Raw genomic sequence first — 13988 nt, 5'->3', positions numbered from 1 at the left:
CCGAAGGCGTTCGGTCGAGGTCTCATGTCGGCCTCCCGGCCGGGCACCCTGATGAGTGGGAGCAACTAGTGGTGGACGTCCGCTGCGAAGAGCCCTGGGTCGAACGGTCATTTGCGATCTCCGAGGCACTGAACGACGTGACCGTGACCAGCGAATGCGCACTGGAGGCGTGGGGGCCCCCATCAGCCGACGGCTCCTGGCCGGTCCTGGTAGTGCCTTCCGTCGGCTTTGAGACGATGGGGTGCGGAGCGCCTGTAGGGCAAGGGCACGTGCAGTTCAGCGGGCGGCTCTATCCCGGCCTGTGGGGCCTGGCTGCCACGTGCGAGAGGCTCCCGTGGGCTTCCGACGGGAGGAAGCGACCGTTCGCCGGAGCCCTGCCGACGGAACCGGGAGAACTATGGACGATGGGCACGACGCGGGTACCCCCGCCTCAAGAGGGGCCCGTCCCGCTGCGCGTGACCCCGTACAGGGAGGTACCCGGAGCTGTCCCGAGGTAGCAGTCACGGTCTTCGTCCAGTTGCCTGAGGGGTCCGCCACGGTCCTCGCCGAGTACGACGGACCCCCGTCTTGGCGGACAAGATGCCTCAGCCGATCCTCATCACGCGGCCTCGTACATGGGGGGCTTCTACCAGCACGGCAGCATACTTCGGGGGCTTGCGACGTCATTGGCGCATTGCGCTTCGCTCGCCCCGAAGGCGTACGCCAAGATGACTTGGCATGGCCCTCCATGAAGAGGAACGCCCGGACGCGGCGGACGACGACTTCGAGATCGAGCCCTCGCATGAGTCGGATCTGCTCCGTGAGTTACACGCCCTGCGGGCGATGTCGGATGCGCAGGGCCGTGGCTACATGCTGGAAGCACTGCTGGAGCGCATGTTTCGGCGGGCGCACTTCCAAGTCGTGCACAACCCGAAGATGGCAGGACGTAGGCAGACCGACTTCGCGGTGATCTCTCATGACCACCGCTACCTCGTCGAAGCGAAGTGGGAGGGCCAACCGGCCGGCACCGATGTCGTCCAAGCCGTCCGCAGCCGCCTGCGCCGTGTCGACGGCACTGTTGTGGCGTTGCTGTTCACCATGTCCGGGATCGCTGAGGGGGTGGATAAGGAGATTGCCGAATACCGCGGGGAAGGGTTGGTTCTCGTCTTCGACGACGCCGACATCCTGACTCTCTTGAGGGACCCGCATGAGTCGGACCGCCTTCTTCGTCTCAAGCGCGATGCACTGGTTGTCCACGGGCGTGTCCATCGAGGCGAGAAGGAGCGGGAGGCGGAGAAGACCGCCCGGCGTTCGCGCAAGAAGGCAGAGCAGTTGCCCCGGAGTCGCTACAGGTTGCTCGACGCGGGCGGGGACGAGGTGCTCTGGTTCCACGGGGCAGGAGGATTTAACCCTGCGGTCTTCTGCCTCGACCTGCCCGATGTCGACTGGGTGCCAGCCGCGGGAAGCGGCGTATGCCTGGACATGCCGGTCGCCGCATGGGGCCAGCACGACCTCCTCCGACTCCTCGACTCGCTCAATGAACTCGGGTGGATGGGCGACCGGGGTCAGTGGAGCATCCAGCAGAACGGCCGCAACTGGCATGGCTGCGGCGTCCATTCCTTCACCGAGGCCCTCAAGAACTGGAGAGAGCGGACCAGAGAGCTGGAGAAACCCCACCACAGCGAGGAGTTCGTCTACTTCGAAGCATGTGACGGCGGGTTCTACACCGTGTGCGGCAACATCTCTGCGGAACGAACGCGCCGGGTTGCGCGCTGCAACGTCTCCTTCCAGCTCGTTGGAATGCCGCTGGACCCCGGCTCGCTGCAGCAGCTCTACCGGCGGTTCGACGTTCCCAGCCGCGGGTACTTCCGGCCCTTGGTCGAACAGTCAGTCACGCGGCGACGATTTGACGGCCGCGTCCCGCTGCAGGTGCTGGGGCGTATCGTCGAGTCCGGCGACCAACGCTGGGACCAGGAGGACTGGGTCGTCGGCCTCCTGGCGGCAAATCCCTACCGTGACAGTGACCTCCGGCCGCCCGACGATCTGGCAAGTGACCTGGAGGGTGCGGGGGTGCTCGTGTGCGACCTGCGCTCGCACCACCCGCTCAGCAAGCCGAAGGGGCGCTACGAGTTGTGGTCGTACGAGCGTGCCAGGACCTCGGACGCCCATGCGCTCCGCATTGTCGCTGACTGGTGGGAACCTGAGGACAACGTCGAGTGCAGACCGTCTGCTTCGCGTGCCGGATCCGGCTACTTCGGCGCCCAGTTTCTCGAGGTTGCGGCCCAGGATCCTGCACCAGCATGGGTGGCGTCAGGCACGGAGGCGCGCTCCAGCGATCGCGCCGAGGCCGGCAGCGCAGCGTGCGGACACGCATCCGAGGGCCAGCAGTCACATGTACGGGCGCGCGGCGGAATGGTCCACTCGGTTCAGGTCGAGAATGGTGACGATGCCGTCATGGTCTGAGCTATCGCCGGTATCCACCAGCTGGTAGTCGAGGATAGCGGGGACCAGAGCTGGGGTGACGTGGATCTGATCCATCCGAATCCACCCGCCACCGGTGCGAGCGAGGAACCGGGGATCCTGGTGGAACACTGCGAGATGGTTCGCAACATCCGTCAGATCGCCCTCGCGGAGGATCTCTCCCACTACCCGGTTGCCGCGCCAGGGTTCATCGGGCGTCCCCCGGCGCAGGCAGCGTGAAGCGCGGTGGTGGGGCTGGGCAGCGGACCAGTTCGGTTCCTCGTCGCCCAGAGGGAGGTGGTTGAGGTCGCCTCCAGTAGAACCCGACGGGTTCGCAGAATCCCGGCGTGACCCGAGAAGGAACCCGAAGGTCATGCCACCCAATTATGAGGTGTGGCAATCGGGTTCGTGGCCGCGTCACGGAATCGCCCGTGCGGCGACAGGGCCTCAAGCTCCTACGTTGGCTGCGGCAGCTGGCGCCGTCAGCCGCAGTACGTCGGGGATCTCCCGTCGCGCGGCACCGTCGACTGCCGCGCGCCACTTGGCGGTGCGCTCGGCGATGCCGGCGGTCCTGAAGACCAAGGGCCGCGTCACCCTGATCGACGGCCTGCTGGCACCGCCGTCCTGCTCGGCCTGTTGCTGAGCGCGGCCTGGGGCCTTTGGTGGGCCGATCCGCTGGCCGGATACGTGAGAAGTTGCTATCAATCCCTGTTGTCAGCGGGTGAGTTGGGGAAGTGGTCGGGTTCAGTCGTGCTTTGGTCTGTGGCGGTTGTTAGTGGGTCGGGTGTTGGCGGTTTGGCCGTGTCCGCCGGTGTCTTTGCGGTCGTCTCTGGTGATCTGAGCAGCCACCCATCCACATCCCCCGAGCGGCTGTCGGCACGGAGAAGAGCATCACGGGGTAGCCGGATCATCGGCCGCAAAAACAACGGATATGGCTGATCTGCGGCGATGCGGCTGCTTGACAGGTTGCGCGGGTCGAGGAAGCCCAAGTGCGTGGGTTATCTAGTCGAGGGAGAGGGGGAGGGTGATCCGATACCCCAGGATCCCGATGGCCGTGGCGCCGTCCCCGGACACGGTGACCACACCCCCGAGAGCATTGACGTTCACCTCCGCCTCGGCCGGTGTCGCTCCCAGGCCGAGCAGAGCCGCCACCGCGGCCACCGTCAGCACGCGCTGCACCTGCTTCATCACGAACTCCTCCAAAACCAAAGGGCGGTAGATCCGCACCCGTATCTACCGTCCTTCCGAACCACTCATTCCAGCCGCGCGCTCAAGCGCCGCAACACGCGCCCCTGCGCCGTCACTTGGCGCGGATCCGCCCGTTGTTTTTGCGGCCGATGATCCAGCTACCCCATGACCTCTGCCCCAGGTTCAAAAGCAGCTTCTGATAGAGAACGCCCAGCACGACCGCCGCTGGCGACGCGCTTCACGAGCGACACCACCTACGACACGCACTCTCGCCGGTTCGTCGGTCGCCGCCGCGGCCCCTCCTGCCCGCACCGGCAAGTGGGACAGGACGGGCCCAAGACCATCCTGCCGCCCCTTTCCCCTCTGGCATGATCATTCTCGGCATTCATCGGTGAAGTGTTCGATTTAGCGTTGAGGGATCTGTCTTGAGCGATGGCCTGGGCACCGCGCCCGGCGTCGGCACTGTTCGTGTGCTGAGCCTGGACCACATCATCAGCGAGACCATGCGAGCGTGCGGCGTCACGCCCGGGAGGAAGAGCGACGTGCAGGCCAACCTGACCGCCGCCATCGACGCCGTGGCCGCCGACCCCAGCCTGGGAGTCTGCCTGACGTGGTTGCAGGAGCGGTTGGGCGTGCCCGACCGCCATGCCTTTGCCCGCGAGTTGCTGCGGATATACCGCAGATATGACGACTGCGTGGCGGGGAACCTGACCTGCCGTGTCAGCGACCGTGTGCTGTCGGCTCTGCTGCAGCAGGAAGACTGGCGCGAGTATGTGGTGTACAACCTGTGCGGCCTGGCGCTGTACGAGCGTCTGCCGGTCGAGTTCCACAGCCAGGACACGCTCGATGCGTTCGAGGGCGCGAAGCGGTGGTACGAGGTGCCGACACGCCTGCGCAAGGAGGAGCGTTACCACGCCAGGCACGCCACAGGACAGCTCGGAGACCACGGCCTGGGCCGCGGGTGGGCGTGGAGCAACATTGTCTACGGCGGGACACCGGTGGCCACCTTGCTGTGGCCCGCCGGAGGCGACGACCTGGCCGAGATCGAGGACGACATCGGGTTCTACTACGAAGTCGGCCTGCACGTGCTGACGCCGCTGGGCGTCGATGAGGCATACCTCGCTCGAGTCTTCGACCGCATCATGGCTGCGGGGCGCCGGCGAAGCATCCCGGCCCTGTTGTCGCTGGACTACGCGGCGCGGCATCTGGGCCAGGAGAAGCAGTATGCCCGCACAGCGGATGGGCGGCTGCGGGTCGCCCGGTTCTGCCCGGAGTACGCCATCCTGTGGGAGCTCGCCGAGAACAACCTCCTGCACTACCACTACGACACACGGCACCGCGACGGCATCGACGCCACCGACGGCTACCTGGTAACCGACTTCAACCACCGGATCGAGGACGTCGGCGCCGAGATGGCAACCGGCGAGCTGCTGAACACCACCGCGAGCATGGTGGTCGAGGCGTTCGGCATCTGCGGAAACATCGTCACGGCGTGCTCCATGGTGTGGCGCGAGATCGCGTCGTGGTACCGGCACGAGCTGCTCACCCGCCGCGCCACCCGGACGACAGGTGCGGCTGTCGCCTCGCAGATGTGGGCGTTCACCGCCTACCGGCACCCTTGCGAGGAATGGGCGGCCGTGGCGTGGAGGGCCGCCCGCGACGAGATCCTGGAGTGCGGCAAGCTGTTCGTGAGCGACGAGAGCTGCCGCGTGGGGCTGGCCAACCTGTTCGACAAGCCGTACACACTGCCCCCGGACGACGTTGTGCGCGAGGTGGAGTGCGAGTGCGGCGAATGCGCGGAGATCCAGCGCACCGCGCACAGGATCACGCGGATAGCTGACGGCGACGACTGGCAGCAGCAATGTGACGAGATCCGCGAGTGGATAGCCGATTGCGTGCTGCACCTGACGCTGTGCCAACGCAGCAGCGCCGACGTCAAACGCGAGATCGAGATCCGGCTTTCCTGGGAGTTCTTCAGCAGTCCGAAGTGTCTGGCCACCATGGTCGGCTCCATCCTCTGCGGCGACCCGACCGCCGGTGTCGCATCGGACCGGCCGGCCAACACAGTCGTGCTCCCCTTGTAGAGAACCGCCATCAGCGCCTCGGCGCCCGTACCGCCGGCGACAGGCGCGGACGCGGACGCGACATGGTCGGGGACAAAGCCGAGCCACGGCAGGGTGCACAGCTGGACCGAGAGCGCATGGGCCGCAGCCGGCCTCCTCCGATGCCGGTTCGGCCCCGCAGCCGGCGCCGAGCGTGGGCTCTAGGGCGTGTCTGGCTACGTACGTCACAAGTGAGAACGATTGTTGATGGCTTTCAGGACCGCTGTCCGACCCTTAAAGCTAGGAATGTCGGCGAGAAGTAGGAACACCTGAGGGGCGCGGCAGTGGGCTCCGAAGTCCATGTGGCTGCTGCTGAGCTGGTTCGTTTCTGCGGTGAACCGTGCCGCCCACCTGGGTGAGTGGATGCGTTTTCCCCTGGTCAGCCTGCTTAGGGAGCAGCTAGAACCCGTGGGTGATCAAGCTCCGCTTGAGACGGGTGCTTCCTGTGCCGAGCGGCAGCGTGCTGCTCGATCTCGCCGAAGGCTGCCCGGCCATGACTGTGGTCTGCGACCTGGGTTGGGTGGCGGCGGTGCGGCCTGCTTGGTCTTCGTCCAGCCGTGGCCCGGCCAGGGCCGCACAACATGGGAAAGGGCCCTGAAGATGGCCTTCGACGAGATCACCATGGGGCGGTACAACGTCCTGCCCACGACCACCAAGCTGCCCTACACGCTGCCGGCGGAATCGTCCCTCAGGCGGATCCCCGACTGCGATGCCAAGGACAAGCAGGTGTTCACCGCGTGGGACACCGGCGTCAGCAAGACCGACATCGAGAAGGAGATGTCCCTGGAAGAGGCGTACCAGGCGCTGGAAGCCAACACCAAGGCGCTCTGGCCCAACGGTGACTTCGACCGGAAGCACGTGGTGGCCGTACACGCCAACTGGCAGGAGAAGCCCTCGGGCGCCGTCGGGGAGCTTGCAGACATGCTGATGAAGATGTGGGGTTGGCCAGCCACCGCAGCGACGGTGGCCGCGATGAAAATCGCGTGCGGTCGGAAGGACACCAAGCCGTACCCATCGGCGTTCGTGGGCAAGCTGGTGGGGGCCGCGCCATACGTGACGGGGATGGCGGCGGTGCAGGGCAAGGTCACCAAGCAGTACGTCAACGAGGAGACAGTCACGGTCACCTCCACGACCACGGAGCAGTGGGAGGCCGGGCTGAGCATGACAGCCGGCGTCAATGTCAAGGGCGTCAAGGTCGAGCGCACCGCGTCCTTCAAGTGGACCAAGACCCGCACCGACAGCACCACGATCGCCAAGATGCGCAGGGAGTCGACCGACATGCCGGTCGAGGCCGGCGAGTGGAAGCGCTTGGACGTGAGGGCCAACGCCGGTCTCTACAGCGGCTGGCTCGTCTACTTTAACGGCCTTGAAGGCGGCCAGCTGGCCATGTACCCGGCGCGGGTCCCCATCCATGCCCCCGGACAGATCCAGCCGGTCTCCGAGCACATCCTCACCGCCCGCGCCGGCGCCTTCAACGACACCCAGCGCGCCCTCGCCGAAGCGCTTCACGCCGCCGAGCACGACTACTTCGAGGCCGTCACCCAGCTCGCGCAACTCGACGGCCACTACCCCACCAGCGAACAGCTCACCCGAACCGTCACCGCTGAACTGGAAGTCACCAAGCTCCGCCAGGCCGCTGCGGTACTCGGCCTGCAACCACAGACCTGAGCGCCAAGGGCGACCACGCCCCCGTCTACAGAAGTCCCGGCGCTCACGCCCCGGGACTTCTCTATTAACCGCTCAAGCCAGACACCGTATGGACAACACTCAGGTGCCCTGACCTCCTGCACCGACGACATGCCCTCCTTCAAACCCCCTAGCACACCAGACAGTCAGACGTGACCATCGACACGCTGCTAGAACTCGGCAACACCGCTCTCGTCACCGGCGCACCGTTCTCGAAACTGAACAGCAAGCGTTGCTGACTCTCGACAACAAAGCCAGGCGTGTCCGATGGGTCATGTGACGGTCCTTGCGGTGGATCTTCCGTCCCGTGTGGGGCGGGGTGATCTTACGGACGCGAAGTGGCCGGACGGGCGCGCGCGGGAACGAGGCTGAGCGCACGGTGAAAGCGATCAAAGCCTTCAAGGGCCCGGGAAGCCCGAGAAGAATGAGCCGAAGGGGTTCGTGATGAAGTTGAAGGCGAGACTGAAGATGCCGTAGACGGTGCCGTAGAAGTTGCCGTCGGCGGCCTGAGCGGGGGTGGCGAGCGCGATGCTCCCCAGGGCAAGAAGGGCGGTCGCTGCGATGGCGGCGGCGAACCGGCGAACAGTGCTCAGGACGAGCCTCCCAAAGGTGCTTGTCGGCGCTGAGGACGAACCAGCCGAGAGCATTCCCGACCACTGCCCACGCGAACCGGCAATGCACAGGCGCCCGGAAGCCCCGGAGAGCGCACCAGAATCACCGTGAGCTGCGACGGCTCGACCGACCTAACGGAGCCCTACTTAGGCGTGTCCGGTAGCTCGTGATGGCCTGCCACCCACCGGACAGTGCCTAGTGGTAGTCCAGCGGTAGCGTCGGGTTTGCGGTGTCGGTGTGGATCGAACGAAGTCCGTCGGCATCCGGGCACGATCACGAGCGGGCAAATACCTCGTGCACGGTGTCGTCAGAGTCCACGAGCCAGGCCCGGTCCAGAACGTCTGGGTAGCGAGAGGTCACCTCGCGCATCAGATGTCTGGCTACGTCGGGATTGAGCGGCGCGATGGCGGGAGACGGCTTCCGTGCGCCCGTGTTGTCGGCGTGGAGGTGGGGAGGTTGCCAGCCGACCCGCGCATCGATCACGAGTCCTGTTGTCAGCCCGAGTTCGGCGGCGCGGCGCAGCTGCCCGGGGCCGCCGGTCTTCCGCTTGTGCGGGGTCAGCTTCTCGTGGATGGGCTGGGCAAGAACGTCACCGGCCGGACCGAGATCATGCACCCAGCCCTGGGGGGTGAGCCGATGACGCACCAGCAGCGGCTCGGGCAAGGCGAACGACAGCGCGACGGGCTGGGCCGGGTCCGTCGGCTGCCAGGGTTCGGCGACAGGGTCGGCGGAGGACGGGTCGAAGTCGGGGGCCTCGGTGTCGAAGACAGGCCGCCCGGTTCGCGCGGCCTGTTCGCCCAGGGCCGCCAGTCGCGCGAAGTAGCGCCGACGCTCCTTCGGCGTGCCCTGCTGCGGCGTGACCCTGATCAGCAGTCCGCCCGTCGGGCTCAGCAATACCGCGCGAGCAAGCAGGCGGTTAAGGGTTTCAGAAGCCGCCCGTATCGCAGACGGAACCCAGGCGCTCCCGGGCAGGGGCACCGTGGTGTGGTCCACGTACCAGTCCGCTCCATCAACGGCGAGATGCGCGTCCACGGTAAGCACCCCCGCGTCGACTCCGAACATCCGCTGGTATCGCGCTTTTTCGTCGTCCGGCTTCCCACGCAGCACCACGTGCCGGCCTTGGGCCGCGAGGTGGGCGCTCAGGAGGCGGAACGCCGACTCCTCTTGTGGGCTGGCGGCGAACAGGCGCCATGGATCCAGATCCTGGGTCATGCCGCTCCTCCTCGATGTCGCTCCTGGGCAGATCAACCTTGTGCCAGAGAACCTTCAGCGGTAGGTCCAGGGGTTGGTCACGGCGATTATCTGATCTCCCGTGACAACCTCTGGGAATACCGCTGACAACCTTCGGCGGCGCCTCAATGCGACAGGCCGGACACTCCCGGAAGCGACACGCGCTGCGGAACACCGCACTGGCCCTCCCGGCTCAGGCGCGGATGGGGTCGATGACGCATAGTTCGGGGTGCGCGGCCTGGACGTACTTGATGGCGGTGGTGACCGATAGGTCGAAGACCTTCATCAGGTGGAGCGGGTCCTCGCTGTGGTCTGCTTCGTCCAGGACCCGGTCGACGGCGACGGTGGACGGGTTCAGACCCGTACTGCGGAACACGTAGTTGATGGTGAGCTTGCTCACCGGTGGGTTCAAGGAGTGCATCGCGGTGCGCCGGCTGACGAGCAGGTGCGGATTGGTACTGCATGGCCATTGCCGGTGACGGTCCGCCAGCCAGTCCCTCGCGAGCCTCAGAGTGAGCTCGTCGAGATACACGGTCCGCAGGCCAACTTTGAGCTGGCCGCGTGAGCGGTCCAGCCCGGACAGCATCAGCTTCGGCAGCTGCATCGGGCGGACGGCGTGGATCGCGACCAGGGCGACGACCAACTTGCCGAACGGAGTGCGCGCCTTGTCGAGGATGCCGACGAGTCGGGTGTCCGGGATGGGGCGGGGAACCACGGGGGGCCTGCTGCCGAGGTGGACGTTGCGGGCCGGGTCGTGGAAGATCCGCCGTTCGCGCTTGAGCGCCCCGAACAGCGAGCGCAAGCCGCTGAAGAGGGAGAACCCCTGCGGGCCGGGGCGGGCCTTGAGCGCCTTGACGACGTCGTCCTTGTCGACTTCAGCGAGGGTGGCGAAGCGGGACTCCCACTCGGCGAGCACCGGCAGGACGTAGCCGACGTACCTCCGGACGCTGACCCACTCGATCGGAACGGACCGGCGGCGTCCCTGGCCGCGCAGGACGCGCACCCAGGCGTCGAGGTCACCCTGGTAGCCAGCCGGGGCGGTGGCGATCAGCCGCGTGACGGCGGCCTGGTCCATACCGATGTCGCGGTCGGGCCGCGGGATGAGCAGGCCGCGGGCTTCCAGGAAGTGGGCGACGCGAAGGCCGGCGTAGTTGGTGCCCAGCTTCGCGATGGCGCGAATGTCCACTTCAGGGATGGGTTCCTTCGCTCCGAGGTAGGCGACGGCGGCGCGCAGGACGCGCAGATTGGCCCGGCGGATCTGGATATCCCAGGACTCGGCGCGGGCTTTGCGGTCGAGCACGTCGAGCAGATCGCGGGCGGAGGCGGTCAGTTCGTGCAGGGGATTTCCGAGCAGGCGCGTCCAGTCACGGACCGGTGTCTCGAAGAGCGGCTCCTGGCCGGGGATGGCCAGGTGCAGCGGGACGGGCGGAGCGGTCGGAGTTTCGGGCTCGGGGGGTCGGGGTCGGGGCGGCCTGTATCCGCTGGCGCCGAGCCAGAGCTGGTCCATCACGCGGTCTGGAGGGCTGCCAGCAGCGACCGCCAGACAGCAGGACCGGCATCGTCCTTCGTGCAGGGGCAGTTGCCGAGTGCAGCGACTGCATGTTCCGACAGCGCGGCCCGGTGTGAGGGCCCAAGCGCGGCACAGGTCGCACGGGCGACGGGCGTTCCCGGTCCAGGCCAGGCACTGCTCGCAGCTGAGGAGGATCCTGGGAGGTCGCTTCGCCAGGGGCCGGGGCTGCTTGGCGTCGGACCGAAGCCGCCGCGGTCCGACCATCCGCCGGCGGAGGACCGGGGGCTTCGGCTCGCTGCGCGGTCGCAGCAGCCCGGCCTCGCGCAGGACCAGGGTCACCGGTCCCTGCTGATAGGGGAGTCGGTCGATATCCTCCTCGCGGACCAGGTCCTCGTCGGCCTCGCGCGCGGCCAGGATCAGCCGGGCTTCCGGCATCAACGTGTAGCGCCACTGCTGGCCGTGGCCGAGTTCCTTCTGCAGCCGACGCACGGTCAGGTCGAGCAGGTGGCCTTCGGCGATCTCACGTGCCCAGATCCGGCGGCCGTCGGCCGGACGGAAGGTTCGCGCCATGGTCAGCAGGGCTAGCTGGCCGTGAATCTGCGGGGTGCAGACGCGCAGGTCATCGGTGCGCTCAGGCGGAAGATGGACGGTCTTCCAGTCCCGGGTGCGCGGCATCATGTTCAGCTTCGGAGTGCTGTTCCGCTTGTGCAGCGGCTGCAGCACGGCGAATTTCACCTCCGGCAGCAGCAGCGCCAACTGGAGAGGGCGCACGGGGACCGCGGCCCCGTTGCGCTGGGCGCGGACCCAGTCTCCGTCGGCGTAGTGGATCTCGACGGTGCACGGGCGGCAGATGCTCTCGTAGGTGAGCGTGCTCGTCCGCGCGCACCGCCGGCAGGCTCCGTGGTGCGGATCGCGGATCTTCCGCGTCCACAGCGCGCAGGGCCAGCACACGTCGTCGAACCGAAGGTCGCCCCATCCCAGGCAGGTGCGGCAGCTGCCGTACCCGAAAGTAAGGCGGCTCTTGGGCATGCGTCCTTCTCTCAGGGTGGTCCGGTCCGATGGCGGGTCAGTTCGGCGGCAGCGACCGCCTCTGCCCGCCGCTGGGAGTGCGCGGAACCGGCCGCGCTCCCGGCTGGCCCACAGCTGCCTGCAGCGGCGACTCGTCGTGCTCGGTGAGGATGGCGGCCGTCTCGGCTTGCATGAGGTCCGCCACGGTACAGTCCAGCGCCGCGCAGATCTTGTCGAGGTCGTCCAGGCGCACCGTGACGGGCTGGCCGCCCCACATGGCCGCGACCTTGCTCAATGAGGGCGTGAAGCCGACCTCCTTGAACGCTTCGAGGAGCAGGACCGGCCGCCAGATGTCCCGTTGGGCGGCCACCATCCGAAGGTTCCACTTCATCGCTATGCTCGTCCCCTCAACCGGGTGATCGCCCGGTTCGATGCTTCCATGCACGCCCGCTCAGGGTCGGCCTTGACGGACGAGAGGTACCCGACCGTCGTCGATGCCCAGCGATGCCCGAGGATCTGCTGGACGTCCCACAGTGGCATGCCGTCCTCGTAGTGATGCGTGGCGCAAGCATGTCGCAGCAGGTGCGGGAACAGGTGCGTGACTGTGCCCGACAGGTGCAACTTCGACGCCGCCTTCAATGACCGGCGGAAGGCGTCCGCCCCGATTGGCGGCGCGACGGGCACGTTCAGCGCCGCCACACCAGGGGGAAGCCGCTCGGACGGGAACAGCGGGGCCGCCGGGTCCGTCGGGTCGTCGCAGAACTCCCCACGGATATTCTCCATGTACCACCACAGCAGATCCCGCCCCTCCTGGAACAGGTACGCCTGCCGCTCCCTCGGGCCCGAGCCGCGCGCGGCCTTGCCCTGAACGACGAACCGCCCCCACTGGCCGAGCTCCCAATGGACGTTCTCGATCCGCAGGCCACACAGCTCCGAAGCGCGGACTGCAGAGATGTACGTCAGTTTCGCCATCACGTAGTCCCGCGCGGCGACCGGGTACTTCCGCGACTCGGGCAGCGCGTCCCGCCACGAGGCGAAGAACTCCTTCGTCGCTCGCTTCGACGGCGGGATCCGCAGGCCGAAGTCGCCGCGGTGGACCGGGCGGTTGAACGGGTCGACCGGGGACTCGATCGCCGCCCCGAACCGCCGGGCGATCTCGCCGGCGTAACGCTGTTCGAGAAAGGAGAAGTACGAGTCGATCCGCAGGAGCTTGCCCCGGATCGTACTCAAGGCTCGCTTGCCGGCTCCCGCGAAGTACCTGTCCAGGTGACGCGGTGTGAGCTGCCAGGGGAACAGGTCGTAGAAGTCGCGCAGCTCGATGATCGGCTTGACTAGGTTGTGGAGCGTGCCGGGCGCGAGGCCGGCGACGTCGCGGGCCCAGACGTACTCCATCAGCGTGTCGTGGAAGAACGCCTCCGCGTCGGCTTCGGACACCCCGGAGGCCGTTCGACGCTGGAGCGAGACGACGTCTGCCAGCCCCGTATCGACGAGTGGCGTGCTCGGCAGCTCGTCGGCGTGCCCCTCGGGCGGCGCGACGAGCGTTAACCAGCGACTTCCGGAATCTGCCACGATTGACATGAATACCGCAGCTACTCGCAGAATCTGCCAGCTACAGGCCAAATCTCACGCGAACGGGCTACGCGGCTTGAAGGCGGATCTACCTGCTGATTTGCCCCTATGCGGCCAGAACGGCCTCGAACGAACCCGCAGGAACTCCACTAACGGCGATGCCGCCGTAGCGCCAGGCACGGTTCACTAGGATCTGTGCCTCCTGACCTGCTGCCTCGACGGAAAACGGGGTGAGATGGGTGCTGATCGCGGTCAGCGGCGCGGGCCATTCCGCGGTCACGCCCAGTGGCCGGAAGAGGCCCAGCGCGTAGCCGTGGTGCAGGTCCGTCGTGCTGTAGCGAGTATCGGTGTCCTGCAGTTCCAGGGTCTGGGGCCGCCAGGCGATCGCGGTGTTGAACATCCTGGACGGGGCCATGAACAGATCCATGCCCAGGGCGGCGCGGGCGGCGTCGGCTGCAGAGGGTAGGGCGAGCCAGTCAACTTCCTGTAGGAGCAGGAGGTCCGGGCTCACGTCGTGGACGATGCTGACCAGGCCCTCCCACCGCCCGTCTTGGACGGCACCGACCTGGGCGTTCTGGCTCATCACGGTCAGGTTCACGGAGTCCTCCCGAGACGCGGATAGGTGTAAGCGGAGTGGGGCCCTT

General features: G+C 67.1%; 12 protein-coding genes. 5 read left to right on the top strand and 7 right to left on the bottom strand.

From position 1 onward, the window contains the following. The first annotated feature begins 717 nt into the window (after nt 1–717). From AB0L75_RS27895 to AB0L75_RS27885, 3 genes are all read left to right on the top strand, one after another. Nucleotides 718–2442: a restriction endonuclease gene (locus AB0L75_RS27895; RefSeq protein ID WP_365186000.1), complete on the top strand. Its 1725-nt coding sequence runs from the start codon at nt 718–720 to the stop codon at nt 2440–2442. 60 nt (nt 2443–2502) lie between these two features. Beyond that, entirely contained in the window at nt 2503–2679 is a 177-nt protein-coding gene (locus tag AB0L75_RS27890; protein WP_365185997.1) for a hypothetical protein, read from the top strand. 220 nt (nt 2680–2899) lie between these two features. After that, entirely contained in the window at nt 2900–3082 is a 183-nt protein-coding gene (locus AB0L75_RS27885; protein ID WP_365185994.1) for a hypothetical protein, read from the top strand. A gap of 359 nt (nt 3083–3441) precedes the next feature. Here the strand turns inward: AB0L75_RS27885 and AB0L75_RS27880 are convergent, their stop codons facing one another. Next, nucleotides 3442–3627 (bottom strand): hypothetical protein, encoded by a 186-nt coding sequence (locus AB0L75_RS27880; RefSeq protein ID WP_365185992.1) that lies wholly within the window; start codon nt 3625–3627, stop codon nt 3442–3444. Nucleotides 3628–4052: 425 nt separating this feature from the next. On the opposite strand from AB0L75_RS27880, the gene AB0L75_RS27875 reads away from it, so the two are divergent. Both AB0L75_RS27875 and AB0L75_RS27870 read left to right on the top strand, forming a co-directional pair. Then, a complete protein-coding gene (locus tag AB0L75_RS27875; RefSeq protein ID WP_365185989.1) occupies nt 4053–5711 on the top strand; it encodes a hypothetical protein in 1659 nt (552 codons plus the stop codon). Between the two features lie 318 nt (nt 5712–6029). Next, nucleotides 6030–7397, top strand: coding sequence for a hypothetical protein (locus AB0L75_RS27870; protein WP_365185986.1), 1368 nt, complete (start codon nt 6030–6032; stop codon nt 7395–7397). A gap of 416 nt (nt 7398–7813) precedes the next feature. Here AB0L75_RS27870 and AB0L75_RS27865 read toward each other — a convergent pair whose 3' ends face one another. The 6 genes from AB0L75_RS27865 to AB0L75_RS27840 form a co-directional block, all read right to left on the bottom strand. Next, nucleotides 7814–8062: a hypothetical protein gene (locus tag AB0L75_RS27865; RefSeq protein WP_365185984.1), complete on the bottom strand. Its 249-nt coding sequence runs from the start codon at nt 8060–8062 to the stop codon at nt 7814–7816. A 238-nt stretch (nt 8063–8300) separates the two neighbouring features. Then, complete coding sequence (locus AB0L75_RS27860) at nt 8301–9239, bottom strand: hypothetical protein (protein ID WP_365185982.1); 939 nt, start codon at nt 9237–9239, stop codon at nt 8301–8303. A 211-nt stretch (nt 9240–9450) separates the two neighbouring features. After that, nucleotides 9451–11796, bottom strand: coding sequence for a hypothetical protein (locus AB0L75_RS27855; RefSeq protein WP_365185980.1), 2346 nt, complete (start codon nt 11794–11796; stop codon nt 9451–9453). Nucleotides 11797–11833: 37 nt separating this feature from the next. Then, nucleotides 11834–12166, bottom strand: a complete 333-nt coding sequence (locus tag AB0L75_RS27850; RefSeq protein ID WP_365185977.1) for a helix-turn-helix transcriptional regulator — start codon at nt 12164–12166, stop codon at nt 11834–11836. 2 nt (nt 12167–12168) lie between these two features. Continuing rightward, a complete protein-coding gene (locus AB0L75_RS27845; protein ID WP_365185974.1) occupies nt 12169–13395 on the bottom strand; it encodes a site-specific integrase in 1227 nt (408 codons plus the stop codon). Between the two features lie 55 nt (nt 13396–13450). Beyond that, a complete protein-coding gene (locus AB0L75_RS27840; RefSeq protein ID WP_365185972.1) occupies nt 13451–13942 on the bottom strand; it encodes a hypothetical protein in 492 nt (163 codons plus the stop codon). Nucleotides 13943–13988 lie beyond the last annotated feature (46 nt).

The sequence above is a fragment of the Streptomyces sp. NPDC052101 genome (assembly GCF_040680235.1).
Taxonomy (GTDB): domain Bacteria; phylum Actinomycetota; class Actinomycetes; order Streptomycetales; family Streptomycetaceae; genus Streptomyces.
Note: the sequence above shows the minus strand (reverse complement) of the source record. Positions and strands in the feature narration are given on the sequence as shown.

Excerpts from the sequence above, each read along its gene's own strand:
- AB0L75_RS27850 (WP_365185977.1), bottom strand. The coding sequence starts at position 12,166 with ATGAAGTGGAACCTTCGGATGGTGGCCGCCCAACGGGACATCTGGCGG.
- AB0L75_RS27865 (WP_365185984.1), bottom strand. The coding sequence starts at position 8,062 with ATGCTCTCGGCTGGTTCGTCCTCAGCGCCGACAAGCACCTTTGGGAGG.
- AB0L75_RS27895 (WP_365186000.1), top strand. The coding sequence starts at position 718 with ATGGCCCTCCATGAAGAGGAACGCCCGGACGCGGCGGACGACGACTTC.
- AB0L75_RS27860 (WP_365185982.1), bottom strand. The coding sequence starts at position 9,239 with ATGACCCAGGATCTGGATCCATGGCGCCTGTTCGCCGCCAGCCCACAA.
- AB0L75_RS27880 (WP_365185992.1), bottom strand. The coding sequence starts at position 3,627 with ATGAAGCAGGTGCAGCGCGTGCTGACGGTGGCCGCGGTGGCGGCTCTG.
- AB0L75_RS27870 (WP_365185986.1), top strand. The coding sequence starts at position 6,030 with ATGTGGCTGCTGCTGAGCTGGTTCGTTTCTGCGGTGAACCGTGCCGCC.
- AB0L75_RS27855 (WP_365185980.1), bottom strand. The coding sequence starts at position 11,796 with ATGCCCAAGAGCCGCCTTACTTTCGGGTACGGCAGCTGCCGCACCTGC.